This window comes from Streptomyces sp. NPDC004539 (genome assembly GCF_040610055.1).
In the GTDB taxonomy this organism is placed as follows: domain Bacteria; phylum Actinomycetota; class Actinomycetes; order Streptomycetales; family Streptomycetaceae; genus Streptomyces.
In genome coordinates this window covers 38,525-65,524 of the sequence record NZ_JBEXLS010000015.1, presented here as the reverse complement: position 1 = coordinate 65,524, position 27,000 = coordinate 38,525, and the positions used below count along the sequence as shown (strand labels likewise).

Here is a 27,000-nt window from a genome sequence, read left to right as displayed (position 1 = left end):
GCGGAAGAAGATCTTGCCAAGCGGGCCCCGGAGCATGGTTGACGGGTGCTCAACTTTTGATTCTGTCCAAAAAGCACCGTGTTTCAACCAGCGCCGATCACTTCCCGTCATTCCTTGCGGCGGCCGTCGCGCGATGCCGTTGAGACATACGACAATCGTGCGACGGGCGTGTTTTCGACGCTAGCGTGTTCGACTCGCCATGACATCGAGGAATCGAAAGTGTGTCTGAAAATGGGGTGTCGAGCCCGATGTGCGGCGTTCCGGTGGAGAGGGAACGCGCCCGGTGTCGGGGGGAGAGCCGTTCCGGTGGGGGACCGGTACGCGGAGCGGGGGGTCCGCGGAGGCTGAACAGACTCTAGGCGCGCGCCTGTCCGGCGCGGGTCCGTCCCTTCGACCGTGTCGACCGTTCCGCGCGCCGTCGCGCGGCGGTGCCGGTCGACGGCCCTGGCGTGCGCCTTCGGTCTGAGGTGTTGCCGAGATCTCGTCGTCTTTTCGCCGTCCTGCGTGCAAGATCAACACCACTGCCGCGCAACGACGGTGGCCGAGTATGAAATGGAGTCAGCTCATGAACAGCTGCGAGGCGGACACCCGCTGCGTGGCGGTGATCGGCATGGCCTGCCGGCTGCCCGGCGCCAACGGTGCCGATGAACTGTGGGAGCTGCTGCTCGACGGAGTGGACGCCACCGGGGAGACCCCGGCGGAGCGCTACGACGCTGACGCCCTGCACTCCGACAGGGGTGCCCCGGGCCGGATCACCGCCCGCCGGGCGGGCTACGTCGCGGACGCGGGGGAGTTCGACGCCGCCTTCTTTGGCATGTCCGAGGCAGAAGCGGTCCAACTGGACCCGCAGCAGCGCCTGCTGCTCATGACCGCGTGGGAGGCGCTGGAGGACGCCGGCCGCACCGCCGCCGAACTGGCCGGCACCCGCACCGGCGTCTTCGTCGGCAACGCCCGCTCCGACTACCTCGAGAACGCCCTGCGCCAGGGCGCGGACGGCGCCGGCGCCGCCCAGCTCAACAACTTCCGTTCCCTGCTGCCCGCCCGGGTCTCGCACTTCCTCGACCTGCGCGGCCCCAGCGTCGTCGTCGACACCGCCTGCTCCTCCTCCCTCGTCGCCGTCCACCAGGCCGTGCAGAGCCTGCGCGCCGGGGAGAGCCCGCTCGCCCTCGCGGCCGGCGTCAACCTGGTCCTGCGTCCCGACGAGGCCGTCGTGATGAGCCAGGCCGGCGGCCACTCCCACGACGGGCGCAGCCGGTTCGGCGACGCCGACGCCGACGGGCACGCCCCCGGTGACGCGGTCGGCGTCCTCGTCCTCAAGCGCCTCGACCGGGCGATCGCCGACGGCGACCGTGTCCGTGCCGTGATCCGCGGCAGCGCCGTCGGCAACGACGGCCGCACCAGCGACACCGTCCTCAACCCCTCCCTCCAGGGCCAGCTCGACGTCCTGCGCTGGGCCTACGAGGACGCCGGGATCGACCCCGCCGACGTCGACTACGTCGAGGCCCACGGCTCCGGCTCGCCCTCCCTGGACCCCCTCGAACTCACCGCCCTCGGCACGGTCCTGGGCGCCGGACGCCCAGCGGACCGGCCGCTGCTCGTCGGCTCCGTGAAGACCAACGTCGGCCACGGTGAGGCCGCCGGCGGCATGGCCGGTGTCATCAAGGCGGTGCTCTGCCTGGAGCACGGCCGGATACCCGCGAGCCTCCACCACGCCACCCCCCGCCCCGACCTCGACTGGGACGCCCTCCCGGTCATGGTCCCCGGCGAGACCCTCGACCTGCCCGCCCGCGACGACCGGCCTGCCTACGCCGGCGTCTCCGGTCAGGGCTCCGCCGCCCTCAACGCGCACGTCGTCCTCAGCGGGGCCGCCCCCGTCGCCCCCGAAGAGGACACCGAGCCCGCGGGCACCCGTCATGTGCTGGCGCTCTCCGCGCGTAGCGCCGAGGCGCTCGCCGACCTCACCGCCGCCTACGTCCGCTACCTGGGCCCGGACGGCGCCGGGCGGGCCCACCCGGTCCGGGACATCTGCCACACCGCCGCCCTGCGCCGCGACCACCACTCCGGGCACCGGATCGCCGTGGTCGGCGCCACCCACGACGAACTCCTCAACCGGCTCGGCGGCAAGGGGCGGGCCGCGCGAGGCAACCTCGCCAAACTCGCCGCGCGCTACACGGCCGGTGAGGACGTCGACTGGGAGGAGGCCGTCGGCAAGTCCGGCCGCCACGTCCCCGTACCCGGCTACCCCTGGCAGACCAAGCGGTACTGGGCCGGCGAACGGACCGAGGCCGACGGTGACGACGACCTCGCCGCGTGGGTGCTGCGCGAGCACGCCCGCACCGGCTTCGAGGACACCTCCACCCTCACCGACATCGGCATCGACTCCCTCGCCAAGCTGCGCATCGTCGTCGACCTCGCCAAGCGCACCGGCCAGGACGTCGACCCGGAGGAGCTGGGCCTGGTCCGCACGGTCGGCGAACTGCGCACCTGGACCCGGACCCTGGGGGCGGTCGCCCGATGAGCGGACCCCTCGATCTGTACAGCCGGTTCGCCGAGGCGGCCGAGCGACATCCGGACGAAACAGCCCTCGAAGCCGGGGGAGAAGAGCTGACGTACCGTCAACTCCGTTCGGCAGTCGAAGAGTTGGCCGAAAAAATCGGCGAGGTGAAACGGGTCGGCCTCCTCGCCTCCCGTACTTTGCCCGCTTACGCCGGCTGGCTCGCCGCCCTGAGGGCGGGCGCGGCCGTCGTCCCCCTCAATCCCGAACACCCGGCCGCCCGCGCCGCCGAGATCGGCCGCGCCGCCGGACTCGACCTGATCCTCGCGGACGCCGCCGAGGAGGGGCCCGGCGACGTGGGCGTGCCCGTGCTCGCCGTCGGCGTCGACGAGGTGAAGGCGTGGGCGGAGCAGGCCGAGCCCGCCCGCCCCTACACACCCCCGGCCCCGGACGACGCCGCCTACCTCATCTTCACCTCGGGCTCCACCGGCCGTCCCAAGGGCGTGCCCGTCGCCCACCGCAACATCTGCGCCTACCTCGACGACCTCGCCGGCCGCTACGGCATCGGGCCCGGCAGCAGGCTCTCGCAGAGCTTCGAGCTCACCTTCGACGGCTCCGTGCACGACCTCTTCGTCGCCTGGACCGCCGGCGGGACGCTCGTGGTGCCCCGTCGGGCCCAGCTCATGTCACCGGTGCGGACCGTCAACACCCTGCGCCTGACCCACTGGTTCTCCGTCCCCTCCCTCATCTCCTTCGCCTCCCGGCTCGGCACCCTCACCCCGGGCGCCATGCCCACCCTGAGATGGAGCGTCTTCGGCGGCGAACCCCTCACCCTCCGGGCCGCGCGCGAATGGCGCGCGGCGGCCCCGCACAGCCGGGTCGACGTCCTGTACGGCCCCACCGAGGCGACCATCTCCTGCACCGGCCACCTCCTGCCCGACGACCCCGCCGACTGGCCCGACACCCCCAACGGCACCGCCCCCATCGGGACTCCCCACCCGAGCGTGGAAGCGGTGCTCCTCGACGAGGACGGCACCCCCGGCGACAGCGGCGAACTGTGCGTGCGCGGCGCACTGCGCTTCTCCGGCTACCTCGACCCCGCCGAGAACACCGGACGCTTCCTCGACGAGGAACTCCGGCCCGCCGACGGCCCGCCGGCCGCCGGCCACTGGTACCGCACCGGCGACCGGGTCGCCCGGCAAGGCGGCGTCCTCGTCCACCTCGGCCGCACCGACCAGCAGGTCAAGATCCGCGGCCACCGCATCGAACTGGGCGAGATCGAGGCCGCCCTGCGCCGCCAGGAAGGCGTGCGCGACGCCGCCGTGATCGCCGCCGACGCGGCCGACGGCGAACCGGAACTGCTGGCCGCCGTGAGCGGGACCACCCCCGCCCCCGACGCGCTCTACGAGGCGGTCGGCGGCGAGCTGCCGCCGTACATGATGCCCCGGCGCATCACCGTCCTCGATGCACTGCCGCTCAACGCCAACGGGAAGATCGACCGGCGCGCCCTGCTCGCCGTCCTGGGGCGGGGCGGCTGACCTCCCTCGGGCCCTGACGGGCCGAGCCTCCCCACACCCCCCACACCACATCCCCTAGTTGCCGACATGTAAGGCTCCGACATGTTCGACGCCATCGTGGTGGGTGCGCGCTGCGCCGGTGCACCCACCGCCATGCTGCTCTCCCGAGCCGGGTTCCGGGTCCTGATGCTGGACCGGACGGCCTACGGCACGGACACCCTCTCCACCCACCTGCTGCACCAGCCGGGCGTCGCCGCCCTGGCTCGCTGGGGTCTGCTGGACAGGCTGCGCGAGACCGGATGCCCGCCGATCGAGCGGGTGCGCTACGAGGTGGACGACATCAGACTCGAAGGCTGCGCGCGGGGTGTGGAGGGCCAGCGCGCGGCGTACTCCCCGCGCCGCAACATCCTCGACCCGCTGCTGATCGACGCCGCCGTGGAGGGCGGCGCCGAATACCGCGAACGGTACGAAGTGAACGGGCTGCTGCACGACGACACCGGGCGGGTCGTGGGGGTACGGGGCAGATCCGGGGGACGCACCTTCACCGAAACCGCCCGACTCGTCATCGGCGCGGACGGCATGCGCTCCACCGTCGGCGCCCTCGTCGGGGCGCCGTACACGGTCGAGCACCCCCGGCTCACCTGCGCCTACTACGCGTACTACCCGAAGGTGACGGACGCGCTGGAACTCTACGAGAAGCCCCGGAGCTGGGTGGCGGCCGTCCCCACCCACGACGACGCCACCCTCGTCCTCGCCTACTTCCCCCAGGACCGCTACCCCGAGGTCCGCGCCGACGCCCACGCCGCCTACCTGGCCCAGGTCGCGGACACCGCACCCGAGCTGTACGACCGGATCGCGGGCACCGAACCCCGCGAGAAACTCCGCGGCACCGGCCGCCAGCAGAACTTCTTCCGCAAGGCCAACGGCCCCGGCTGGGTCCTCGTCGGGGACGCCGGACACCACAAGGACTCCATCACCGCCCGCGGCATCAGCGACGGCTACCGGCAGGTCGAACTCCTCACCGACCGCCTCGCCGACGCCCTCGGCGACGACCCCGCCCTCCTCGACACCGCCCTCAAGGACTTCAGCGAGGACCGCGACCGCGCCCTCATGGGCGGCTACGAGGCGACCCTCGGCGTGGCCCGCCTCGACCCCCACGAACAGCGGCTCTCCCTGCTGCGGGCCGTCCAGCAGGACGAGGAGCTGACCTCGATCTATTTCGACACGGTTGCCGGAATCGCCCCGGCGAGCGCACTCTTCACACCGAGGCTCCTGGCCCTCCTGTGACCCCTTGCCCGTACCTGCCCGCCCTTCGACGGGCTTGTGCCGGTGACCAACTGTGCCGTGACGTGCGGAAGTTGCCTCAGGCGTATGCTGACGCTGCGCCATGATCCTGATACGGTGCAGCTCATCGCCGACATTCGAACACGCCCAGTAAACCGGCCGGACGGGAAAGCCCCCCACCGGGCCCACCCGTCCGCCGGTCCAGGTGTGTCGCTGCTGTACGAGGAATCAGATGCCAGGCATCCGCGACCGGCGGACCCGTAACCGCTCCGCCCACCGCAGTCCGCTGCGCTCCTCGTTCGTCGTCCCCTTCCTGGTCCCCGCGATCTGCCTCACCTGCCTGTGGGGCTACACGGCGGCCGAACTGGCCGACGAGCAGAGCCACGCCCGCACCGACGCCGACCCCGCGGGCGCCCTCACGCTGCCGACGCACGACGTGCTCGCGCACCTCCAGACGGAGCGCCGGCTCACCGCCCGATGGCAGGCCGAGGGCACCCCCGAGCACCGCACCGAGCTCGCCGCCGCCCGCGCCCGCACCGACGAGGCCGTCACTGCCTTCCGCCGGCTCCAGAGCGGAGCCCTCGCCGCCGTGCCCTCCGCAGCACTGGACGCGCACGCCGCCTCGTTCGGTTCCGCGCTCGGCGCACTCTCCACCCGCCGGGACGCACCCGACGGCCTCGCCTACCTCACCGACACCGCCTCGCGCGGCCTCGCCCTCCTCACCTCCTCGATACCCGAGGCGGACACGCCCGACGCCCTCGTCACCGCCGCCCTCACCTCCGGCCGGCTCACCGACGACGAACGCGCGCTGTTCGGCGAGTACCTCGCGATACGCGAGGAGTCCGCGACGCACCTCGCCCAGGCGCCCGCCGTGTACACGGACTTCACCCCCGCGGACACCGGCACCGCCACCGAGGGCACCGGCCTCGCCGCCGTCGTCGGCGTCCGCGCCGACGCCATGCTGCTCGGCGCGGTCACCGGCGCCGTCGCCGCGCTCGCCCCGGTCCTCGCCGCCTGGCTCGTCGCCCGCAGGCGCCGCCGGGCCTCCCTCGCCGACCTGCACGACCTCCACACCTACGCCGAGGAACTCGCGAGCCGCCGGCTCCCGCAGGTCCTCGCGCGCGTGGACAAGGGCGAGCGGATCGACCCGGCCGCCGCGCTCGCCGTCGGCACCCCCCGGCGGCGCGGCTCCGAGGAGGTCACGCGCCTCGCGGCCGTCATCGACCGCATCGGGCTCGTCGCCGCCGAGACCGCGGTCCGCCAGCACATGGGCCGCGAGGGCACCGAGAAGGTCGTCGCCCAGCTCATCCGCCGCACCCAGATCCTGCTGCACCGCCTCATCGCCCTCCTCGACGACCTGGAGCGCAAGCACGAGGACTCCGACCTCCTGCACGACATCTTCAAGGTCGACCACCTCGCCACCCGCGCCCGCCGGCACGCCGAGAACCTGATGATCCTCAGCGGCACGCCCACCGGCCGCCGCACCAACGCCGCCGTCCCGATCACGGACGTCATGCGGGCCTCCGTCGCCGAGACCGAGGCGTACACCCGGGTCAAGGTCAAGAACTCGCCCGCCGACCGCCGTACCGCGCTCGCCGCGCGCGCCGTCTCCGACGTGACGCACCTGCTCGCCGAGCTGATCGAGAACGGCACCAGCTTCTCCCCGCCGGAGACGCAGGTCTCGGTGAGCGCGATCCAGGTCGCCAAGGGCCTCGCCATCCACGTCGAGGACCACGGCCTCGGCATCCCGCCCGCCCAGCGCCACCAGGCCAACCAGCTCCTCGCCAACCCGCCCCGCCTGGACCTCACCGCCCTCGGCGAGGACCCCCGCCTCGGCCACTTCGTCGTCGCCAAGCTCTCCGAGCGGCACGGCGTCAAGGTCGAACTGCGCGAGTCGGTCTACGGCGGCACACTGAGCATCGTCCTCATCCCCGCCGACCTCCTCGAAGAGGTCGGCTCCCCGATCCTCGACCAGCTCCAGGCAGCCGCCGCCGCGACGATGGACGCGCTCCCGGCGGCGGACCACGCGGGCCTCGGGGCCGGCACGGAGGCGCTCACGGCGCCGATGGAACAGGTCCTGGCGGGCGCGGGCGCGCTCACCTCCGGCTTCGACCTGCCGACCCACACCCGGCTGACCGACTACGACGGCTTCCCCGAGTACGCGGGCGCGGGCCTCCTCCCGCCGGTCGCGGGCCACCCCGGCCACGCCGAACCGCAGGCCCCCTACGGCTACGAACCGGAGCCCCAGCCCCCAGCGCCCTACAACGCCCCGGCCTACGGCGCCCCCGCCTACGACGGCCTGCCCGCCGACCCCGCGGCGGCCTACGACAGCCTCGCTCCCGAGACCCCCGCCCCGTACGGCGCCCAGGAGGCCGCCCCGGTGTACGGTGGCGGCCTCACCGAGCCCTTCGGCCAGGCGGGACACGAGGCGCCCTACGAGCCGTACCCCGCGCAGGCACCCGGGCCCTACGGCCCGGGGGGCACGGGGCTGTACAGCGAGCAAGCGGTTTCCCCGCCCTACCAGGAACCGCGGCAGCCCCCGCAGTACGGCTACGACCCCGCCGGCACCCCGGCAGCAGAGCAGTACCAGCAGCAGACCCGCCCCACGACCCCCCCGGCGGCGGCACCCACGACCGGCAATCCCCCTCTGACCACCCCCGACGTGCTGCCGCGGCGCACCCGTGGGGCCGCCCTCGCACAGCAACTGCGCAAGGAGGCCACCCAGTTCGGCGGGGAAGGGGAACCCGACGAGAGCGTCATCTCCCCCGATGTGTCGGCCCGCGCGCTGAGCGCCATCCAGCGGGGCCTGAAACGAGCGCAGTCGCCCGAGACGGACCCTCCGCCTCCCGGGCAGTACGACGACGAAGGGCCCTGATGCTTACCAATTGTGAAGGAACGTTACGGAATGAGTGAGCAGGTACACCCCGGTCCGCAGCTGGACTGGCTGCTGGACGACCTGGTGGACCGAATCCCCGAGATTCGTTGTGCTGTCGTGCTGTCGGGTGACGGCCTCCTCATCGGCAAGTCGAAGGACATCCGCCGCGACGACGCCGAGCACCTCTCGGCCGTCGGCTCCGGCGTGCACAGCCTCGCCCGGGGCGCCGCACGCCACTTCCACGGCGGACCCGTCCAGCAGACGGTCATCCAGATGGAGAAGGCGTACCTCTTCATCACGGCGGCCGGCCAGGGCGCCCGTCTCGCGGCGTTCGCCTCGGACACCGTGGACATCGGGATGATGGCGTACGAGATGGGGACGCTCGTGAAGCGCGTCGGCACCTATCTGAGCGCCCCACCCCGGGTGCAGGGCCCTCCTGGCGGTCTCGGCCAGGATGTCTGAATCCCGATGGTCGGACGCGTCGGGCGGGGGGCGTTACTTACGTCCTTACGCCATCACGGGCGGCAGGACCCGCCACTCCCAGCACGCCTTCACGCTGATCACCCAGATCGTCTCGCGGTCCGTGGACGACACGGACCACGAGGCGCTGGAGCCGGAGGCGGCCAAGATCCTGGAGCTGTGCCGGGACCGCGCGGTGGCGATCGCCGAGATCGCCGCCCTGATGGACCTGCCCGTGAGCGTGGTGAAGATCCTGTGCGGAGATCTCCTCAATACCTCGCTGATCCTAGTCCAGTCGCCGCCCGGCAAGGAAAGCCAGCCGGACGTCGAACTCATCGAAAGGGTGATGGATGCCATCCGTCAACTCTGAGCCCGTCCTGCCGACGGCACTGAAGATCCTCGTCGCAGGCGGATTCGGCGTCGGCAAGACCACGATGGTGGGCTCGGTGAGCGAGGTGCCGCCGCTGGAGACCGAAGAGCGCATGACCGAGGTCAGCAGGGGGGTCGACGACCTCTCCGGCGTGGAGAACAAGGTGGCCACCACGGTCGCCATGGACTTCGGCCGGATCACCGTCGCCTCCGACCTCGTCGTGTACCTCTTCGGGACCCCGGGCCAGGACCGCTTCTGGTTCATGTGGGACGACCTCGCCAACGGCGCGCTCGGCGCGATCGTCCTCGCGGACACCCGCCGCCTGGACGCCTCCTTCGCCTCGATCGACTTCTTCGAGTCCCGGGAGATCCCGTTCGCGGTGGGCGTCAACTGCTTCCACGGGCGCCGTGAGGCATCGGTGGAACAGGTCCGGGCGGCCCTCGACCTCGACCCGGGCATCCCGGTCGTCCTGTGCGACGTGCGGGACCGCAACTCCAGCCGGGAGGTGCTGCTGTCGGTGCTCCAGGTGGCGCGTATGCGGGCCGCCGCGCGGCTCAGCAGGCTGGGGCACGGCTGATTGCCGGTTGTGAGGGGGCGGGGACTGTTGCCGGGTCAGCGCGGCGCCGTTGTGGCTTGTCGCGCAGTTCCCCGCGCCCCTGGCGGGATGGGGCCTTGCGTGAGCTGGTACGTGACCGTCATCGGTGCTTTTTCCGGCCTGCTCGCGGTGAACGTGAGCGTCACCTCCGTGTAGTGCCCGCCCTTCGGCGCGTGGAGGCGGGCCCGTACCGGGTAGCCGTGGAACGTGCCCGCCGCGCAGTACGGGACGCAGTCGTTGACGACGTTCACGCCCTGGCCGTCCGCCTCCTGTGAGGTCCAGCGGGACCAGTGCATCGAGGTGAGGCGGCTGTTGCCGTCGCCGCAGGCCAGGATGTAGTCGGCCGGGCGGATCTGGGGTCGGCCCGCGCAGTCCAGGAGGGCGGTGCGGGGGTGGGGGTGGGCCGTTGTGGCGCTCGCCGCCGCCAGGGACGCCGCCGCGCACACCGCCAGCAGGGCCGTCCTCGTCACGTACCTGGGCATGTCCGCTCCCTGCGCCGGGTGTCTCCTTCGACGCTACGACTCTCCGCCGGGCGACACCACTGCGCGGGCCCGCGCGAAGAACACGAACTCCTTGCCGGGCCGGTCCGGGGCGCCCCGGACCTCCTCGACGGTGAAACCGGACGCCGTCAGGGTTGCCGCCACCTCGTCCCGCTCGCGGAACCGGAGCGTGGACTCGGAGAACAGCGTCTCCCCGGTCGCCGCCAGGACGTACCCGGTCCGGAACGTCACCAGCGGCCACCGCACGCCGGTCACCTCGAACCAAGTCTCCACCTCGCCGGTGCCGGGCACCCGGACGGTCCGGCGGGACTCCTCGGGAGTCCACTCCTCCCACGCCCGCCGCGCCGGGTCCCGGGTCTCGAACACGAACCAGCCGCCCGGGCGCAGCGCCGCCCGCACCCCGCGCAGGGTGTCCGCCCAGAGGTCCTCGTCCACCACGGCCTGCGCGGCGTTGCCGGTCATGAGGGCGAGGTCCACGGCGAGGTCGGGCAGCCCCGTCGCGTCCCCGTGCAGCCAACGCACCTGGTCCGCGCCGGACTTGGCGCGGGCGACGTCGAGCGAGGCGCCCGCCGGGTCGACCCCCGTGACGGAGTGGCCCCGCCGGGCGAGCAGCAGCGCGAGAGTGCCCGTCCCGCAGCCGACGTCCAGGATCTGGTGGGCCCTCAACTCCTCGGCGACGGCCAGGTAGGCGTCCAGGTCGGGGCGGTCGAGTTCGAGGGGGTCGTAGAGCGCGGCCAGCCGGGGGTCCGTGTACTGCTCGTCCGTCATGCCGGTCACGCTAGGAGGCGCCGGGAGCGCCCGCATCCGGATTTCGGGCGGCCCTGCGGTGCGCGGCGACGCGTTCGCGGGTCGCGCAGCGGGCGGAGCAGTAGCGGCGGGGGGTGCCCGCGGTGCTGGTGACGTAGACGTTCTCGCAGGTGGAGGAGGCGCAGACGCCGCCCGGGGGGAGCTGGCGGTCCCAGAGGAGGACGGCCAGGGTCATACAGGAGGAGGCGAGGAACCACTCGGCCCAGGGCGCCTCGTCGTGCCGGTCCAGGTGCAGGTGCCAGGGGGTGTGCCCGCCGTGGGAGGTGAGGCGTACGGGGCCGCAGCCGCTCGCGAGGAGGTGGTTGAGGCGGCCGGCGGCCTCGTCGACCGAGCCGGCGGCGAAGACCTCGCGGAGCCCGAGGGCCGCGTCCCGCATACCGGCGACGTCCGCCGCGTCCAGGTCCAGGGGGTCCTCCTCGCCGTACTCCCGGAGCGCGGCGGCCACGGCGTCCGGGCGAGGGGCGGCCGTCGTGAGGACGTTGACGAGGGCGACCGTGCGGTGAGCGGTGCGGGCGGGGGAGTGGCGGGTGAACCAGTCGTCCGGGGAGGGCTCCATGACAGCGAGTGTAACGGCCTTGGATTGATATGCGGTTACTTTGTAACGTCGTGCGGATGACAAGACGTTACGGACTCGTCCGGTACCTCTTCGGCGCGGGCGCCGCCCGCACGGGCGACGAGATGTCCGGCCCGGCCCTGCTGCTGACGGCTACGGCGATCACCGGCACCGCGTCGTCCGGCGCGGCCCTCCTCTCCGCGGTGACCGCGTCGGCGGCCCTCGGGGGACCGGTCCTCGGCGTACTCCTCGACCACGCACGCCACCCCGGCCGCCTCCTCGCCGGCGCCCTCGCGGCGTACGCGGGGGCGCTCGCGCTGGTCTGCTGGACCCTGGGCGAACTCCCGTTGCCCGCGGTCCTGTTCCTGTCCCTCACGGGCGGCCTCTTCGCACCGGCGCTCGCCTCCGGCTGGACCTCCCAGCTCCCTCACCTCACCGACCCCGGACACCTCCCGCGCGCGGGAGCGCTGGACGCGGCGTCCTACGAGTTCGCGGCCCTCGCCGGACCGGCACTGGCCGGGGGAGTCGCCCTGGCGGCGGGCCCGCAGGCGGCGCTGCTGACGTCGGTGGCGCTGATCGTGCCGGCGCTCCCGGCGGCGTGGACTCTGCCGGGACGGGCGGATCGCGCGCCCCGTACGTCCCTCAACAGCGCAGCCGCTGTGCCGCCCCCTTCCGTCCTCGCCGACCTCCGCGCCGGCCTCACCACCCTCCTGCGCACCCGCCCCCTGGCCCGCGCGACCCTCGCCTCCACGCTCTCCCACGCCGGACTCGGCGCGTTCACCGCCGGCACCCCGTACCTCGGCGCGCGGGCGTTCGGCGACCAGAGCGCGGGAGCCTTCCTCTTGGCCGCGCTCGCCCTCACGTCCCTCGCCGCGAGCCTTGTCCTCGCCCGGCGCCCCGTCCCGGCGCGCCCGGACACCGTCCTGCTCGCCGGTACCGTCCTCCTCGGCGCCGCCTTCCTCGTCGCGGCCGTCGAACCCCTCGCCGGTGCGCTGCTCGCCGGGCTCGGGGCCGGACCCCAGCTCGTCGCCCTGTTCGCGATCCGGCACCGGGAGGCCCCGGAGCGGCTGCGGGGGCAGATCCTCAGCACCGGGGCGAGCCTGAAGATCAGCGGGTACGCGGCCGGCGCGGGCACGGCCGCCCTCTGCCCGCCGCAGGCGACGCCGCTGGTCGCGACGGCGTGTCAGGTTCTCGCGGTGATCGCCTTCCTGACGCTCACGCGGAGCGCTGACCGGCCCGAAACGCGGCCGGAATCGTGTGGTTGACTACCCGGATGCTGCACGAATCGGTGCTGAGAACGAAGGATCTGCCGCCCGCCGACCGGTTCGAGGCATGGACGGAACGGCTCGGCCGGACCCACGCGCCCATGCGGCTGCTCAGCGACCGCGCGGCCGACTACCAGGGAGTCCAACGCCTCATCGGACTCGGCGACGTGACGATCTGGCCCGCCTCCTTCGAGCAGCTGGTCTTCCAGCGCACCCCGCGCCTGGTACGCCAGTCCGACCCCGAGGTCTACCACCTCTCCCTCCTGCTGCGCGGCGAGGGCGCCGCCGACTGGGGCGGCCCACGGGCCGCGTACCGGGTCAAGGACCTGCACGTCAGCCACTCCTCGCGGGCGTTCGAGGTCTCCACGGGCCCCGACCCCGTGTCGATCGTCGGCGTCGAGATACCCCGCAGCGCGGTCGTCCTGCCCGGCCGCCGCGCCGAGGACCGGGTGCTCGGCCGCGTCGACGGACAGTCGGGGCTCGGCGCGCTCCTCACCCAGTTCCTGATCCAGCTCTCCGACGACACCACCCCGTACCGGCCGACCGACGCCACCCGCCTCGGCACGGTCGTCGTCGACCTGGTCACCGCCCTCTTCGCGCACCTCCTGGACGCCGAGCGGGCCGTCACTCCCGAGACCAGGGCCCGCGCCCTGACCCTGCGCATCAAGGAGTTCGTGCGCCGCAACCTCGCCGACCCGGAGCTGACCCCCGCGACGATCGCCGCCGCCCACCACGTCTCCCGCAGCTACCTGTACCGCCTCTTCCAGGAGGAGGGCCTCACGGTCTCCTCCTACCTGCGCGAGCAGCGCCTGAAGAACGCGCGCCGCGACCTCACCGACCCGGCCCTCGACGACCTCCCCATCCACGCCGTCGCCGCCCGCTGGGGCTTCCCGCGCGCCGCCGAGTTCACCCGCGCCTTCCGCGCCGAGTACGGCGACACGCCGAGCGACGTGCGCGCCGAGGCGGGCCGACGGGGATTGTCCCCGACCGAGGCGCCCTAGGCGGGGCGGTGGACGCAGTGCGTCATGCCTGTGGACTGTGCGCCAACGACACGCCCCCGGCCCGTACCCCATGCTGGTGATCACCGCGCGGGGCACATGGGCCCGGGAGCCGGTCCAGGATCACTGGGGAGTCCTGGCACGCACCGGGACGCCCCGGAAAAAGGGCGGGTCCGTGCCCCAGGGGTGGAGCCCCCCGGGACACGGACCCGCCTCGCGGTCTCCGCGGGCTCAGCGGCCCACGATGATCACCCCGCCGGACCTGCCGCCGCCGTCGTACACGACCTTGCCCGTCGACTTCTGCCAGATCTTGATCCGGAAGGTGTCGGGGCCGTCGACGGCGGTGACGCGGAAGGCGTAGCCGGCCGTCCGGTTCACCGTCGCGGTGCCCTGGTAGACGGCCTGCCTGCCGGTGACGACGAGCCAGTCCGAGCCGGTGGCCCGCAGCGCCACGCCGGGCGCGGTGAACGTGAGCCGCCCGGCCGGGACGGTCGCCTTCCTGCCGTAGGCGGCGGAGAAGGAGAACACCGACCGGCCCTGCGGCGAGAGCACCAGGCCCGCGCCCGAGGCCGCGCCCGCCGGGTCGTACACGACCAGCTCCGGCAGCGTCGTGGTGGCCGTGCCGCCGTCGTCGTCCTTGACCGTGACCACCGGCCGGCGGATGCCCGCCGAGGTGTACCGGTGCTCCGCCCTGCACACCGGGCCGGTGTACGGCCTGCTGCCGTCGGCCCAGTCGATCGTGCAGGTGTGGGTGTCACGGGCGCCCGCGTCGGTGAACGTCGCCGTCACCGACGCCGGCCGCCCGACGGAGACCGGGGAGGAGCCCGACGCCTTCGTGATGACCGGCGCCGCGTTGGCGACCGTCACCGTCAGCGTGTCACGGCTGCCGCCGCCCGAAAGGGCCAGCGTGAACGTGCCGTTGTCCGCGCACGTCACCGTCGTGGCCGCCTTGGCCGGGTCGGCGACCTTGCACGGCGCGCCGCCCTCCACCGACCACTTGGCGCCCGGCGCGCCGGAGGCCGTACCGCTCAGCGTGATCGGGGAGCCCTCGGTGCCGGAGACGTCCGGGCCGGCGTGCACGACGGTCACCGGGTCGATGCTCGACAGGGTCGGCACGACCTTCTTGATCAGGCCGTCCGCGCCGAACTCCATCTTGTCGATGGTGGTCTCGCGGTGCGTGCCGTCGCCGCCGGGGATCGCGAAGCGGTGGTAGGCGATGTACCAGTCGTCGGAGTTCGGGACCTGGACGACCGAGTGGTGGCCGGGGCCCTTGATGCCGAGGGAGAGGTCCTTCTCCAGGATCACGCCCCGCTTGGTCCAGGGACCGGTGGGGGAGGGCCCGGTGGCGTACGCGACGCGGTAGTCGACGTCCCGCGTGTCGTTCTCCGACCACATGAAGTAGTACGTGCCCTTGCGCTTCACGACGAACGTGCCCTCGTTGTAGCCGCTCGGCGTGATGTCCTTGACCGTCGACATGTCCAGGGACGTCATGTCCGCGTTCAGCTTCGCGACGTACGCGCGGCCGTTGCCCCAGTACAGGTACGTCGTCCCGTCGTCGTCCGTGAACGTCGCCGGGTCGATCATCTGGCCCGGGAGCTGGCCCGCCTTGAGGAGCGGCTTGCCGAGCGCGTCCTTGAAGGGGCCGGTCGGGGAGTCGGAGACGGCGACGCCGATGTTCGCGTCGGCGCAGAAGTAGAAGTAGTACTTCCCGTTCTTCTCCGCGATCGTCGGTGCCCACGCCCTGCTGTCCGCCCACGAGACGTCCGGACCGAGGTCCAGGATCACGCCGTGGTCCGTCCAGTGCACGAGGTCCTTCGACGAGTACGCCTTGAACTGCGTACCGCTCCAGCCCTCGAAGCCGTCCGTGGTCGGGTAGATGTAGAAGGTGTCGCCGAAGCGGACGATGTTCGGGTCGGCGTTGAGACCAGGCAGCACCGGGCTCTTCATGACGACCGCCGACACGGTCCAGGTGCGCTTCTTGCCGTCGCCGCCGGTCACCGTGTACGTCACCGGCTTGGTGAAGTCCTGGACGCTGCCCGAGGCGGGGCTGATCGCCGCGCCCTTGGCGATGGTGAACTCCGGGGCCAGGCGCCGCAGATCGGTGCCCGGCTTCACCGGCAGGGTCACCTTGCCGTCGGAGACGATCGCGTCGGTCTTGAGCTGCGGCAGCGTCACGCGGGCGATGCCCGTCGTGTTGCCGCTGATCTCCATGACCTCGGCGGCCGTCAACGCCCGCCCGTAGATCCGGAAGTCGTCGACCTCACCGGCGAACGCCGGGTCCGCCGCGTACAGCGACTTGCCGATGTACCCGGAGTAGTCCTTGGCCGCGTCGTACAGCTCCGACGGCTTGATGGTGGTCGTCGTACGGGCCACCTCGACGCCGTCCGCGTACAGGACCATCGCCCCGGTCGCCCCGTCCAGCGTGACCGTGACGTGCTGCCACTGTCCCGCCGTCAGCGCCGAGTTGCCCGTCAGCTTCGACTCCGCCGACCAACTCGCCTTCGTGATCGCCGAGTAGAGCGTCGAGCCGCCGTTGGAGGGCGTGGCGAACAGGTACTTGTTGCTGTCGGGGCCGAGCCCGAACAGCCACTGGAAGTTGGAGCCGCCCTGCCACTTCGCGTACGTCGAGACGGTGACCGAACCCGCGTCCTTGAGAACCCCGCCCGGGATCTTCACGTACGACCCGCCGGACAGCTTCGCCGAGCCGCCCTGCACGCCCGTGCCGAACTCCGGGGAGCCCACGTACGTCCCGTGGTTGCCGTGGCCGCTGGAGTCGACGGCGATGTTCCCCTTCGTCTCGTCGAACTTGTAGTGGACGAGCAGATCGGCCGGAACGTCCGGGCCCTCGGCGGAGACGGTCACCGTCGCCTTGAGGGACGTGCCGTCCGCCAGCTTCCCGGTGACCTCGAAGGTGCCGGGCTTAGCGTAGGCGTCCGCCGGGACCGCGGCCCACGTGACCGCGACCGGGCGTTCCACGCCGTCGGCGTAGCGGGCGATGACCGTGGCCGGGAGCACCGGTGCCTGACCCGTCTTCGTCTTCACGGAGACGTCCTGGACGCTCTCCACCGTCTGGTCCGGCTGGTAGGCGCGCAGGAGACGGTCGTACTCGGCCTTCGTCACCGGCAGGACCGTGCCGTGCCGGGGGCGGGAGGGGAGTTCGTAGTTCGTGGACGGCGTCCAGACACCCTTGTCGAGGTCGGTCGTCTCGAACGGGATGTAGCCCCGGCCGCCGAACTCGTCCAGGAACGCGTACCACTTGTCCTCGGTGTTCGACTTGAACACCAGCGGCCCCTCGGCCGCGCTCATCGTGCCCTTGCCGATGCCCTCGGCGACCGGCGTCCACGACGTGCTCAGCAGCGAGTCGCTCTTCTCCTCGAAGATGAACTTGCTGTTGGGCGTCGAGGAGGAGTTGTTCCGCTCGTCCTTCGAGAGGCGGTAGTAGGTGCCGTCGTGCTGGATCACCGTCGAGTCGATGACCGAGTAGCCCCGGTCGACCCACACCTTCGGCTCGCTGAACGTGTAGAAGTCACGAGTCGTCGCGTACATCATCCGGTTGTAGGTGTCGCCGGAGTGCGCCTCGTTGTCGTACAGCTTCGACGCCCAGAACACGACGTACTCGCCGAGCTTCGCGTCGTAGTACGCCTCCGGGGCCCAGGTGTTGCCCGCGCTGTCCGGGGAGACCCGCACCAGGCGCTGGTTCGTCCAGTGGGTCAGGTCGGTGGACTCCCAGACCATGATGGACTTGCTGCCGGTGCGCTGCGAGGCGTCCCAGTCGCCGTTGCCGTAGATCTTGAGGTCGGTGGCGATCTGGTAGAACTTGTCGCCCTCGGGGGAGCGGATGATGAACGGGTCGCGCAGGCCCTGCTCGCCGAGCGAGGAGGTCAGGACCGGGCGGCCGTCGTTCACCTCGCGCCAGTGCAGGGGGTCGTTCCCCTGGCTGACCGCGAAGTGGACCTGTTCGCCGTCCGAGGTGCCCTCGCCCGTGAAGTAGCTGAAGAGGTAGCCCTCGGGCTTCTGCGCGGCGGGGAGCTCGGGGACCTTCGCCGTCAGGACGCGCGTCGTGCTCTCGGCCCCCTTCGTGACGGTCGCCGTCAGATCGGCGGTCGCCGCGCCCGCGCCGTGCGCCGGGCGGTGGACGACGCCGTCCGCCGAGACGAGGTCCGGGTTCGCGGAGGTCCAGGCGACCTTCGTGCCGAAGTCGCCCGTGGCCGGCAGGGTGAGGTTGCCGCGCGCGTCGCCGAGGTTGTGGACGGTCAGCGCGTCGGCGGCCTGCCGGACGGCCGTCGCGTCGTCGAACATCGGCAGGACCGTCACCTCGAAGGACTTCGTGTCGCTGACCGAGCCCTTGCGGATCGTCGCCGTCAGCGTGACCTCGGCCGCGGGCTGCCCGGCGGCCGGGCGCTTCACGGCGCCGGACGCGGAGACGACGTCCGGGGTGTCGCTGGCCCACGTGATGTTCGAGCCGCCGGCCGTACCCGACTTCGGGAGCGTCAGATCGGCGGTCACCGCACTCGTGTCACCGAGGGTCAGGGCCGCCTTGTCGGCCGCCACGCCCTGGGTCGCGACCGGCAGGGACAGGGTCTCGACCTCGGAGTTCGTCAGGGCGCGGTCGTACACGCGGAAGTCGCGGATCTTGCCCTGGAAGAGCTTGTCGCCGGGGTACACCGACTTGCCGATGTAGTTCGCGGTCGTCGTGCCGCCCCCGACCGAGCCCGGGGTGAGCGTCACCGACGTGTTGCGGCCGACCTCGGCGCCGTCCTCGTAGAGGATGCCCGTCGTGCCCGACTGGGTGTACGTGAGGTGCTTCCAGACGTCGCGCGCGAGGTTGTGGCCGTCGGCGGCGCGGGTGTTCTGCTCCGTGGACCAGTTGCCCGACGCGATCGAGGTCCGCAGCGCGTTGCCCGTCGTGAACAGGTACCCGTTGCCCGCGCTGCCGCTGGTGTTGCCGAAGCCGTACAGGAAGTAGGGGGCCTGCTGGGCGGCGTCCATCCGCACGTCGAAGGAGACGCTGATCGCGTCCATGCCCTTCATGACGTCGTTCGGCACCTTGACGTAGGTGTCGGAGCCGTTGAAGGAGAGGCCGTCGGTGAAGGCGCCGGTGCCGTTCAGGACACCGTCGCGGCCGTGCCCCGAGGCGTCCGGCACGGTGGCCGTCCCCGAGGAGGCGTCGAGCTTGTACCAGAGGGCCAGGCCGTCGGTGAGGCTGTCGGCGTCCGCCGCCTGGGCGGAGACGACCGGCGCGGTGAGGCCGATGACCAGCGAGGCGGCGGTCAGCCCGGCGAGCCGGCCCGCCAGGCGTCTCGCCCGGCTGCGGCTGCCCGGGGGTGCGATGTGCGGCATGTCTTGATTCCCTGTCGGAGGACACGAAGGGACGGGGGCGGACGTGACACGACCGCACGGCCTTTCATCCAGAAGGCCGCGCGGTTACAGCTGTGTGACGTCGTGTGGCGAGAGTGTCGGCCGGGGCGAGGAGCGGCGTCAAGAGGTCTCGAACAATGTCCGACAGGTCGAACGCCCTGGTGGGGCGGGGAAGTTGGCCGGTACGCGGTGCCGCGGCCCCCGGCCCGGGGTGCGGCAGGGGTGTTCGTTCGTGAAAATCCAGGTGTGACGACGGACGACGGCGACGAGCTGCTGCTCAGACTGCGCTCGCTGACCGCACAGGCGCGAGCGCGGGCGGAGGTGCAGCGGTCCCAGGTGGAGCTGGCGATCGCCCTCCAGCGCGGCATGCTGCCCCGCGACCTGCCGAGCCCGCCCGGAGTCCGTATCGCCGTGCGCTACGAGCCCGCCTGCCACGGCCTCAACGTCGGCGGGGACTGGTACGACGCGTTCCCCCTCCCCGACGGTCGGCTCGCCCTGTCCATCGGCGACGTCCAGGGCCACAACATCGAGGCCGCCGCGTTCATGGGCCAGGTCAGAGCCGGTCTGCGCGCCCTCGCCTCCGTCACCGGCGACCCCGGCGAACTCCTCGCCCGCACCAACGACCTCCTCCTCTCCCTCGGCAGCGACCTCTTCGCGACCTGCACCTTCCTGCGCCTCGACCCCGCCACCGGCCTCCTGGAGAGCGCCCGCGCCGGCCACACCCCCTTCGTCTGGGCCACCGCCGACGGCCGCTCCGGCATCGCCGACGACGAACCCGGCCCACCCCTCGGCATCCAGCCCGGCGCCGCCTACCCCGTCTCCCGCCACCACCTCACCAGCGGCGGCGTCTTCGTCCTCCTCACCGACGGCGTCGTCGAAGGCCCCGCCCTCCCCCTCGACGAGGGCCTCGACCAGGTCGTCCGGCTGGCCGGGGTCGCCGCCGTGGCCGGACTCGGCACCGAGTCCCTCGCCGCCGCCGCCATCAAGGGCGCCGCCCGCGTCGGACACGAGGACGACGCGGCCGTCCTGGTGGTCGCCCTCGGCGAACCTGGCGGGGCCCGCGTTCAGCCATAGGGACCGACGCCGGGGCCCCTCGCCTGGCCGACCCACCCCACCCGGTGTCTGATGGATCATGTGGTGGCCACCGGGAAGCTGCGCGGACCGGCTGTCCTCGCCCTCCAGACGCTGGCCGTCGCCGCCTGCTACTACGGGGCCGGACGGCTCGGCCTGCTGCGCCGGCTCACCGTCGAGAGCACCGTCTTCACCCCCGTCTGGCCCCCCACCGGCGTCGCCCTCACCTGCCTGCTGATCGTCGGACTGCGCGCCTGGGCCGGCATCGCGCTGGGCTGCTTCTTCGTGATCCTCCACCTCGCCGGGGGCGCCCTGCACTGGTCCCTCCTCGCCAACCTCGCCGGCAACACCGCCGCCCCCGTCTGCGCCTACCTCCTCCTGCGGCACATCGGCTTCCGCACCGACCTCACCCGCCTGCGGGACGGCGTCGCCCTCGTCTTCCTCGGCGCGCTCCCCCCGATGCTGATCAGCTCCACGACCGGCGTCGGCGTCGCCGTCCTCACCGGGGACCTCCCCGCGAGCGGCTTCTGGCCGGTGTGGGTCGCCTGGTGGGTCGGCGACGCGATGGGCGTCCTCATCGTCACGCCGCTGCTGCTGACCCTGTACCGGGCGCGCCGGCCCTTCCTGGCCCACGTCCGCTGGAAGGAGGCGACGGCACTGGCGGTGACCGCCGCGTGCGTCGTCCCCGTGGCCACGCAGAACCACGTCAACATGCTGTTCCTGAGCTACCCGGTGCTGATCTGGGCGGCGCTGCGGTTCGAGCTCGCCGGGAGCATGCTGTGCGTGCTGTTCGCGTCGGTGATGGCGACGGTCGCCGCGACGGACCGCACCGGGCCCTTCGCGCACCTCACACACGTCGAGGTGATGCTGAAACTCCAGGCGTTCAACGGGGCGACCGCCCTCACCGCGCTGCTGCTGTCGGCCGTGATCACCGAGCAGCGCAACACGCGCCGCTCGGTGGAGCGCGCCTGCGAGGAGCTGGCCGAGGTGCTGGAGCACCTCACGGCGGCGGACCGCTCCTACCCGCCCGACCGCTCCAGCAGGTGATCCACGGCCTCCACGACGTCCGCGACGCTGTGGTGCGGCACATCGAGGCCCTCGGGCCACGCCCGCCCGCGTACCCAGATCGCCCGCAGGCCCGCTCCGCTGCCGCCCGCGATGTCCCGCACCGGGTCGTCGCCGGTCATCCAGTCCCCGGCCGTGAGCTGCGTCCCGCAGCGGGCCGCCGCCAGCTCGAACAGGCGGGCGTCCGGTTTGCGCACGTCGATGTCGCCGGAGGCCGCGATGCCGTCCACGAGATCCGCGAGGCCCGCCGAGCGGATCTTCGCGCGCTGGAGGTCCGACGAGCCGTTCGTCACGACGCCGACGCTCCAGCCGCGCTCCCGCAGCCGGCCGAGGCTCTCCAGCACCTCCGGACGGCACTCCACCGACGCCGCCATCCGGTCCACGTACACCCGCCACAGGTGCTCGGCCGACTCCGTCACCCCGAACCGCTCCGGCAGCCTCCCCAGCACGTCCCGGCCGCCGTGCTCGGCCAGCTCCGCGAGCAGCCACTGCGCCACCTCGGGCCGGTACCCGTGGTCCCGGCACAGGCCGGCGACGGTGGAGGAGAGCGCGGCGGTGCGGTCGACGAGGGTGCCGTCGAGATCGAAGAGGGCGAGACGCATGGGGTGACCTTATCCGCAGGTCAGTCGGCTGCGGGATGGACTTCGGTGATCTTGCCCTGGGGGGTGGCCTCCAGGTACCCGGAGCCGCCGTACTCGTCGGAGAGGTAGACGTTGAGGGTCAGGGGTTCGTTGAAGACGGTCAGCGGTGGACTCACCAGCAGATAGCGGTTCTTGGGTTTCGGGACGTTGAGCTTCCCGGGGGCCTCGGCCAGCAGAGCGGGCACCTTGTCCCAGTCGAACCCGTCGAGAGCGAAGGGCTTCTGGCTGGAGGGCAGGGTCCGCTTGATGATGCCCTCCTGCGCCCCTTCGCCCGGCCGGTAGGTGTAGGACTGCAACCTGGTGTCACTGCCCGCGACCACGACATCCGCCGAGATGTAGTCCGGGTACACCAGCAATGACCCGAACCGATTGCTCCCCGTCTTCTTCTCGATCGCCGCGAGCGCCGTCCTGATCCCCTTCGGAGTCAGCAGGCTGTCACCGCTCTCGGCCTCGGTGGACTCCTTGGTGGACTCCTCGGGGGAGGCACTGCCCGTCCGTCCGGCCGAGGCGGAGGAGGCCGAGGAGGACACCGACGGGGTCGTGGGGGACCCCGCCGCCCCGTTGCCCGTCGCCGGCAGGTAGTTCCACGCCAGCACCCCCACCAGCGCCACCCCCGCCCCCGGCAGCACGACGGCCGGCCACCGGCGCTGACGCCGTCCGGGCACGTGGGGGACGGTCGGCGCCGAGACCGCCGCGTGTGACGCCGTGACCGGTGCGGGCGGCTGGATGCGGTACGACGTCGTCGAGGGCCCGCTCGGTCCCTCCGCCGCCTCCGTCAGGAGCCGTTCCACCGTCTGCGCGCCCGGCCGCCCCGCCGGATCGCGGTCGAGGAGGCGGACGAGGACGTCCGTGAGGGGACCGGCGTGGACCGGTGGTGGTATCTCCTCGCTGAGGACCGCCGCGAGCGTCGCCAGGGTGGTGTTCCGGCGGAGCGGATGGTGGCCCTCGACGGCCGTGTACAGCATCATGCCGAGCGACCACAGGTCGGACGCCGGGCCGCCGCTCTGGCCGGAGACCCGCTCGGGGGCCATGTAGTCGGGCGTGCCGATGATGGAGCCGGTCGCGGTGAGCGCCGTCGCCTCACGGATCGCGGCGATCCCGAAGTCGGTGAGGACGGGCCGCCCGTCGGGCCGCAGGAGGACGTTCGCCGGTTTGACGTCCCGGTGCTGGATGCCCGCGTCGTGCGCGGCACGCAGCGCGGACAGCACGCCGAGGCCCAGCCGGGCGGCCTCCACGGGACCCATCGGGCCCTCCGCGAGCCGGTCGGCGAGGGAGCCGCCGGGGACCAGCTCCATGACGATCCAGGGGTAGGTTCCCTCGCCCTCGTCGACGATGTGATGGATCGTGACGACCCCGGGATGGTCGAGCCGGGCCAGCGCCCGCGCCTCGCGCAGCACCCGCTGCCGCAACTGCCGGGCGGCCTCCGGGTCGTACTCCGCGAGGTCGGGGTCCGGCGGGCGGACCTCCTTCACGGCCACACTGCGGTGCAGCACCAGGTCGGTGGCCCGCCACACCATGCCCATGCCGCCACCGCCGAGCCGCGCCTCCAACTGGAAGCGCCCGTCGACGATCCGTCTGCGGCTGTCCGCGTCGTTCATGCGCGGAGCATAGTTGGCGCCGCCGACACCGCCGATCGTGTGCTCGTTCCCCGGACGGCGGCGGGGTGGTCCGGGTCACATGGACCTGTGACCTCGGCGCCGACACGATGGGTCACGACACCGGCGAAGGGATTCGGGATGTTCCGCAAGGTGCTGGTCGCCAACCGAGGCGAGATCGCGATCAGGGCGTTCCGCGCCGGGTACGAACTGGGGGCCCGCACGGTCGCCGTGTTCCCGCACGAGGACCGCAACTCGCTGCACCGCCTCAAGGCCGACGAGGCGTACGAGATCGGCGAGCCCGGCCACCCGGTGCGGGCCTACCTGTCGGTCGAGGAGATCGTCGCCGCCGCCCGGCGCGCGGGCGCCGACGCCGTCTACCCGGGGTACGGCTTCCTCTCCGAGAACCCCGAACTCGCCCGCGCCTGCGAGGAGGCCGGGATCACGTTCGTCGGCCCGGACGCCCGCACCCTGGAGCTGACCGGCAACAAGGCGAGCGCCGTGGCCGCAGCCCGCGCCGCCGGGGTCCCGGTGCTCGGCTCGTCCGCGCCCTCCAACGACGTCGACGAACTCGTCGCCGCCGCCGAGGAGATCGGCTTCCCAGTGTTCGTGAAGGCCGTCGCGGGCGGCGGCGGCCGTGGCATGCGGCGCGTCGAGGACCGGGCCGTGCTGCGCGAGTCCATCGAGGCCGCGTCCCGCGAGGCGGCGTCCGCGTTCGGCGACCCGACGGTCTTCCTGGAGAAGGCCGTCGTCGACCCCCGCCACATCGAGGTGCAGATCCTCGCGGACGGCGACGGCAACGTCATCCACCTCTACGAGCGCGACTGTTCGCTCCAGCGGCGCCACCAGAAGGTCATCGAGCTGGCCCCCGCGCCCAACCTGGACCCGGCGCTGCGCGACCGGATGTGCGCCGACGCCGTCCGCTTCGCCCGCGAGATCGGCTACCGCAACGCGGGCACCGTCGAGTTCCTCCTCGACCCGGACGGCAACCACGTCTTCATCGAGATGAACCCGCGCATCCAGGTCGAGCACACGGTCACCGAGGAGGTCACCGACGTCGACCTCGTGCAGGCCCAGCTCCGTATCGCCTCCGGCGAGACGCTGGCCGACCTCGGGCTCTCGCAGGAGACGGTCAAGCTGCACGGCGCGGCCCTCCAGTGCCGGATCACCACCGAGGACCCCGCCAACGGCTTCCGCCCCGACACCGGCCGCATCAGCGCCTACCGTTCACCGGGTGGTTCAGGCATCCGGCTGGACGGCGGAACGACCCACGCCGGTACGGAGATCAGCGCGCACTTCGACTCGATGCTGGTGAAACTCACCTGCCGGGGCCGGGACTTCAGGTCCGCGATCGGCCGGGCCCGGCGCGCGGTCGCCGAGTTCCGCATCCGGGGTGTCGCCACCAACATCCCCTTCCTGCAAGCCGTGCTGGACGACGCCGACTTCCAGGCGGGCCGCGTCACCACGTCGTTCATCGAGCAGCGCCCCCACCTCCTGACGGCACGCACCTCCGCCGACCGGGGCACCAAGCTCCTCACCTACCTCGCCGACGTCACCGTCAACAAGCCGCACGGCGAACGCCCCGACCTCCTCGACCCGTTGGCGAAGCTGCCGCGCACCCCGCAGGGCGAACCCCCGGCCGGCTCCCGCCAGCGCCTGATCGAGCTGGGCCCCGAGGGGTTCGCCCGCTGGATGCGCGAGACACCCGAACTCGGCGTCACCGACACCACGTTCCGCGACGCCCACCAGTCCCTGCTGGCGACCCGCGTCCGCACCAAGGACCTGCTCGCCTCCGCGCCGCTGGTCGCCCGCACCCTCCCCGACCTGCTCTCCCTGGAGTGCTGGGGCGGCGCGACCTACGACGTGGCCCTCAGGTTCCTCGCCGAGGACCCCTGGGAGCGGCTCGCGGCGCTGCGCGAGGCCGTGCCGAACATCTGCCTCCAGATGCTGCTGCGCGGCCGGAACACCGTCGGCTACACCCCCTACCCCACCGAGGTCACCGACGCGTTCGTCGAGGAGGCCGCCGCCACCGGCATCGACATCTTCCGCATCTTCGACGCCCTCAACGACGTCGACCAGATGCGGCCCGCGATCGACGCCGTACGGCAGACGGGGACGGCCGTCGCGGAGGTCGCCCTGTGCTACACCGCCGACCTGTCGGACCCGGGGGAGCGGCTCTACACCCTCGACTACTACCTGCGGCTCGCCGAGCGGATCGTCGAGGCCGGGGCGCACGTCCTCGCGGTGAAGGACATGGCCGGGCTGCTGCGGGCGCCGGCCGCCGCGACGCTCGTGTCCGCGCTGCGCCGGGAGTTCGGGCTGCCGGTCCACCTGCACACGCACGACACGGCGGGCGGCCAGCTCGCGACCTACCTCGCGGCGATCGGCGCGGGCGTGGACGCGGTCGACGGGGCCGTGGCGTCCATGGCCGGGACGACCTCGCAGCCGTCGCTGTCCGCGATCGTCGCCGCGACCGACCACTCCGAGCGCACGACCGGGCTCGACCTCCAGGCCGTCGGCGACCTGGAGCCGTACTGGGAGAGCGTGCGGCGGGTGTACGCGCCCTTCGAGGCGGGGCTCGCCTCGCCCACCGGGCGGGTCTACCACCACGAGATCCCGGGCGGGCAGCTCTCCAACCTGCGCACCCAGGCCGTCGCGCTCGGGCTCGGGGACCGGTTCGAGGACATCGAGTCGATGTACGCCGCCGCCGACCGCATCCTCGGCCGGCTGGTGAAGGTGACGCCGTCCTCCAAGGTCGTCGGGGACCTCGCCCTGCACCTCGTCGGGGCCGGGGTCGCGCCGGAGGACTTCGAGGAGACCCCGGACCGGTTCGACATCCCGGACTCGGTGATCGGGTTCCTGCGCGGTGAGCTGGGCACGCCGCCCGGCGGCTGGCCCGAGCCGTTCCGCACGCGCGCCCTCCAGGGCCGGCCCGCCGCGAAGCCCGTGCAGGAGCTGACGACCGAGGACCGCGAGGGGCTGGAGAAGCACCGCCGGACCACCCTCAACCGGCTCCTGTTCCCCGGCCCGACCCGCGACTTCGAGACCCACCGGCAGGCGTACGGCGACACCAGCGTCCTCGACAGCAAGGACTTCTTCTACGGGCTGCGCCCGGGCAAGGAGTACGCCGTCGACCTGGAGCCCGGGGTGCGGCTGCTGATCGAGCTCCAGGCGATCGGGGAGGCCGACGAACGCGGGATGCGGACCGTCATGGCGGGCCTCAACGGGCAGCTGCGGCCGATCCAGGTCCGCGACCGGTCCGCCGCCTCCGACGTCCCCGCCACCGAGAAGGCCGACCGTTCCGACTCCGGGCACGTCGCCGCGCCGTTCGCCGGGGTGGTGACGCTGGCCGTCGCCGAGGGGGACGAGGTGGCCGCCGGGGCGACCGTCGCGACCATCGAGGCGATGAAGATGGAGGCGACGATCACGGCCCCGACGGCGGGCCGCGTGACCCGGCTCGCCATCAACCGCATCCAGCAGGTGGAGGGCGGTGACCTGCTGGTCGAGGTCCGCTGAGCCGAGGCCCGCCAGGCACGCCCCCGCTGAGGCTCAG

General features: G+C 72.6%; 18 protein-coding genes. 12 read left to right on the top strand and 6 right to left on the bottom strand.

Translation table 11 applies throughout. From position 1 onward, the window contains the following. Positions 1-565: 565 nt before the first annotated feature. The 7 genes from ABZX85_RS28425 to ABZX85_RS28395 all read left to right on the top strand — a co-directional run bounded on the left by ABZX85_RS28425 (position 566) and on the right by ABZX85_RS28395 (position 9,576). On the top strand, positions 566-2,518 hold the full coding sequence (locus tag ABZX85_RS28425) for a beta-ketoacyl synthase N-terminal-like domain-containing protein (protein ID WP_355874319.1): 1,953 nt from the start codon (positions 566-568) through the stop codon (positions 2,516-2,518). Further along, entirely contained in the window at positions 2,515-4,032 is a 1,518-nt protein-coding gene (locus tag ABZX85_RS28420; RefSeq protein WP_355874317.1) for an amino acid adenylation domain-containing protein, read from the top strand. The genes ABZX85_RS28425 and ABZX85_RS28420 overlap by 4 nt, the downstream gene beginning before the upstream one ends. 81 nt (positions 4,033-4,113) lie before the next feature. Further along, the gene (locus tag ABZX85_RS28415) at positions 4,114-5,298 is read left to right on the top strand and encodes an FAD-dependent monooxygenase (protein ID WP_355874314.1); all 1,185 of its coding nucleotides are present in this window, start codon (positions 4,114-4,116) and stop codon (positions 5,296-5,298) included. Between the two features lie 229 nt (positions 5,299-5,527). Next, on the top strand, positions 5,528-8,170 hold the full coding sequence (locus ABZX85_RS28410; RefSeq protein WP_355874311.1) for an ATP-binding protein: 2,643 nt from the start codon (positions 5,528-5,530) through the stop codon (positions 8,168-8,170). Positions 8,171-8,200: 30 nt separating this feature from the next. Next, entirely contained in the window at positions 8,201-8,632 is a 432-nt protein-coding gene (locus ABZX85_RS28405; protein ID WP_109363925.1) for a roadblock/LC7 domain-containing protein, read from the top strand. Beyond that, positions 8,625-8,999, top strand: a complete 375-nt coding sequence (locus tag ABZX85_RS28400; RefSeq protein WP_355874309.1) for a DUF742 domain-containing protein — start codon at positions 8,625-8,627, stop codon at positions 8,997-8,999. The genes ABZX85_RS28405 and ABZX85_RS28400 overlap by 8 nt, the downstream gene beginning before the upstream one ends. Then, the gene (locus tag ABZX85_RS28395; RefSeq protein ID WP_010357339.1) at positions 8,980-9,576 is read left to right on the top strand and encodes an ATP/GTP-binding protein; all 597 of its coding nucleotides are present in this window, start codon (positions 8,980-8,982) and stop codon (positions 9,574-9,576) included. The genes ABZX85_RS28400 and ABZX85_RS28395 overlap by 20 nt, the downstream gene beginning before the upstream one ends. Before the next feature lie 35 nt (positions 9,577-9,611). Here ABZX85_RS28395 and ABZX85_RS28390 read toward each other — a convergent pair whose 3' ends face one another. The 3 genes from ABZX85_RS28390 to ABZX85_RS28380 are packed head-to-tail and all read right to left on the bottom strand — an operon-like array spanning position 9,612 to position 11,457. Next, positions 9,612-10,076 (bottom strand): hypothetical protein, encoded by a 465-nt coding sequence (locus tag ABZX85_RS28390; protein ID WP_355874306.1) that lies wholly within the window; start codon positions 10,074-10,076, stop codon positions 9,612-9,614. A 33-nt stretch (positions 10,077-10,109) separates the two neighbouring features. Next, positions 10,110-10,862: a class I SAM-dependent methyltransferase gene (locus ABZX85_RS28385; RefSeq protein WP_355874303.1), complete on the bottom strand. Its 753-nt coding sequence runs from the start codon at positions 10,860-10,862 to the stop codon at positions 10,110-10,112. Positions 10,863-10,872: 10 nt separating this feature from the next. Next, positions 10,873-11,457 carry a CGNR zinc finger domain-containing protein gene (locus tag ABZX85_RS28380; RefSeq protein WP_355874301.1) on the bottom strand — a complete coding sequence of 195 codons (585 nt, stop codon included), beginning with the start codon at positions 11,455-11,457 and terminating at the stop codon, positions 10,873-10,875. A 56-nt stretch (positions 11,458-11,513) separates the two neighbouring features. Here ABZX85_RS28380 and ABZX85_RS28375 point away from each other — a divergent pair, with 56 nt between their 5' ends. Both ABZX85_RS28375 and ABZX85_RS28370 read left to right on the top strand, forming a co-directional pair. Beyond that, positions 11,514-12,719, top strand: coding sequence for an MFS transporter (locus ABZX85_RS28375; RefSeq protein WP_355874298.1), 1,206 nt, complete (start codon positions 11,514-11,516; stop codon positions 12,717-12,719). An 8-nt stretch (positions 12,720-12,727) separates the two neighbouring features. After that, positions 12,728-13,720, top strand: a complete 993-nt coding sequence (locus tag ABZX85_RS28370; RefSeq protein WP_355874295.1) for a helix-turn-helix domain-containing protein — start codon at positions 12,728-12,730, stop codon at positions 13,718-13,720. Positions 13,721-13,948: 228 nt separating this feature from the next. On the opposite strand, the gene ABZX85_RS28365 is transcribed toward ABZX85_RS28370, so the two are convergent. After that, positions 13,949-19,057 (bottom strand): family 43 glycosylhydrolase, encoded by a 5,109-nt coding sequence (locus ABZX85_RS28365; protein ID WP_355874292.1) that lies wholly within the window; start codon positions 19,055-19,057, stop codon positions 13,949-13,951. A 264-nt stretch (positions 19,058-19,321) separates the two neighbouring features. Here ABZX85_RS28365 and ABZX85_RS28360 point away from each other — a divergent pair, with 264 nt between their 5' ends. Both ABZX85_RS28360 and ABZX85_RS28355 read left to right on the top strand, forming a co-directional pair. Continuing rightward, positions 19,322-20,149: a PP2C family protein-serine/threonine phosphatase gene (locus ABZX85_RS28360; RefSeq protein WP_355874289.1), complete on the top strand. Its 828-nt coding sequence runs from the start codon at positions 19,322-19,324 to the stop codon at positions 20,147-20,149. A gap of 51 nt (positions 20,150-20,200) precedes the next feature. Beyond that, complete coding sequence (locus tag ABZX85_RS28355) at positions 20,201-21,193, top strand: MASE1 domain-containing protein (protein ID WP_355874286.1); 993 nt, start codon at positions 20,201-20,203, stop codon at positions 21,191-21,193. On the opposite strand, the gene ABZX85_RS28350 is transcribed toward ABZX85_RS28355, so the two are convergent. Next, entirely contained in the window at positions 21,166-21,813 is a 648-nt protein-coding gene (locus ABZX85_RS28350) for an HAD family hydrolase (RefSeq protein WP_355874284.1), read from the bottom strand. The genes ABZX85_RS28355 and ABZX85_RS28350 overlap by 28 nt on opposite strands. A gap of 20 nt (positions 21,814-21,833) precedes the next feature. Beyond that, complete coding sequence (locus ABZX85_RS28345; RefSeq protein WP_355874281.1) at positions 21,834-23,450, bottom strand: protein kinase; 1,617 nt, start codon at positions 23,448-23,450, stop codon at positions 21,834-21,836. Between the two features lie 138 nt (positions 23,451-23,588). Between ABZX85_RS28345 and ABZX85_RS28340 the strand changes: the two genes are divergently transcribed. After that, complete coding sequence (locus ABZX85_RS28340) at positions 23,589-26,963, top strand: pyruvate carboxylase (protein WP_355874279.1); 3,375 nt, start codon at positions 23,589-23,591, stop codon at positions 26,961-26,963. Positions 26,964-27,000 lie beyond the last annotated feature (37 nt).

Coding starts and splice junctions, on each gene's coding strand:
- ABZX85_RS28425 (WP_355874319.1), top strand. CDS start 566: ATGAACAGCTGCGAGGCGGACACCCGCTGCGTGGCGGTGATCGGCATG.
- ABZX85_RS28420 (WP_355874317.1), top strand. CDS start 2,515: ATGAGCGGACCCCTCGATCTGTACAGCCGGTTCGCCGAGGCGGCCGAG.
- ABZX85_RS28415 (WP_355874314.1), top strand. CDS start 4,114: ATGTTCGACGCCATCGTGGTGGGTGCGCGCTGCGCCGGTGCACCCACC.
- ABZX85_RS28410 (WP_355874311.1), top strand. CDS start 5,528: ATGCCAGGCATCCGCGACCGGCGGACCCGTAACCGCTCCGCCCACCGC.
- ABZX85_RS28405 (WP_109363925.1), top strand. CDS start 8,201: ATGAGTGAGCAGGTACACCCCGGTCCGCAGCTGGACTGGCTGCTGGAC.
- ABZX85_RS28400 (WP_355874309.1), top strand. CDS start 8,625: ATGTCTGAATCCCGATGGTCGGACGCGTCGGGCGGGGGGCGTTACTTA.
- ABZX85_RS28395 (WP_010357339.1), top strand. CDS start 8,980: ATGCCATCCGTCAACTCTGAGCCCGTCCTGCCGACGGCACTGAAGATC.
- ABZX85_RS28390 (WP_355874306.1), bottom strand. CDS start 10,076: ATGCCCAGGTACGTGACGAGGACGGCCCTGCTGGCGGTGTGCGCGGCG.
- ABZX85_RS28385 (WP_355874303.1), bottom strand. CDS start 10,862: ATGACGGACGAGCAGTACACGGACCCCCGGCTGGCCGCGCTCTACGAC.
- ABZX85_RS28380 (WP_355874301.1), bottom strand. CDS start 11,457: ATGGAGCCCTCCCCGGACGACTGGTTCACCCGCCACTCCCCCGCCCGC.
- ABZX85_RS28375 (WP_355874298.1), top strand. CDS start 11,514: ATGACAAGACGTTACGGACTCGTCCGGTACCTCTTCGGCGCGGGCGCC.
- ABZX85_RS28370 (WP_355874295.1), top strand. CDS start 12,728: ATGCTGCACGAATCGGTGCTGAGAACGAAGGATCTGCCGCCCGCCGAC.
- ABZX85_RS28365 (WP_355874292.1), bottom strand. CDS start 19,057: ATGCCGCACATCGCACCCCCGGGCAGCCGCAGCCGGGCGAGACGCCTG.
- ABZX85_RS28355 (WP_355874286.1), top strand. CDS start 20,201: ATGGATCATGTGGTGGCCACCGGGAAGCTGCGCGGACCGGCTGTCCTC.
- ABZX85_RS28350 (WP_355874284.1), bottom strand. CDS start 21,813: ATGCGTCTCGCCCTCTTCGATCTCGACGGCACCCTCGTCGACCGCACC.
- ABZX85_RS28345 (WP_355874281.1), bottom strand. CDS start 23,450: ATGAACGACGCGGACAGCCGCAGACGGATCGTCGACGGGCGCTTCCAG.
- ABZX85_RS28340 (WP_355874279.1), top strand. CDS start 23,589: ATGTTCCGCAAGGTGCTGGTCGCCAACCGAGGCGAGATCGCGATCAGG.